The organism is Oleiphilus sp. HI0043 (genome assembly GCF_001634935.1).
In genome coordinates this window covers 1-341 of sequence record NZ_LWEY01000976.1, presented here as the reverse complement: position 1 = coordinate 341, position 341 = coordinate 1, and the positions used below count along the sequence as shown (strand labels likewise).

Annotated in this window: 1 protein-coding gene; it reads left to right on the top strand. The window is 44.6% G+C overall.

What is annotated here, in order from left to right:
• Positions 1 to 341: hypothetical protein (locus tag A3729_RS32835; RefSeq protein WP_231877411.1), on the top strand; the 341-nt coding region annotated here is incomplete at both ends.

The following is a 341-nucleotide window of genomic DNA, read 5'->3' as shown; positions in this document are numbered from 1 at the left end:
GCGTGAGGAGATCTTACCGAGTCTAAAGGTTACTTTACCGAGTGATATTGAGGTGAAGCGCCTTCGCTACCGCGTTTTTGGTTATGGTGAATCAAAACTTCAGCAGGTGCTGGCTCAGACCTTTCCGGATTTGCCTGCTTGCATTGAGATAGGCTTTCGAGCCTCTCTACCTCTAATAGAACTGAAACTGAAGGTTGATAGGCTAGAACATCATGCTACTTTAGGTGAATGGGGCAAGAAGATAGAAGCATTGCTTGGTGATCATATTGTCACTAAGGATCAACGCTCTATTGCTCACGTTGTCGTAGATAAGCTTAATGCCGAAAGTAAAACGCTTACCT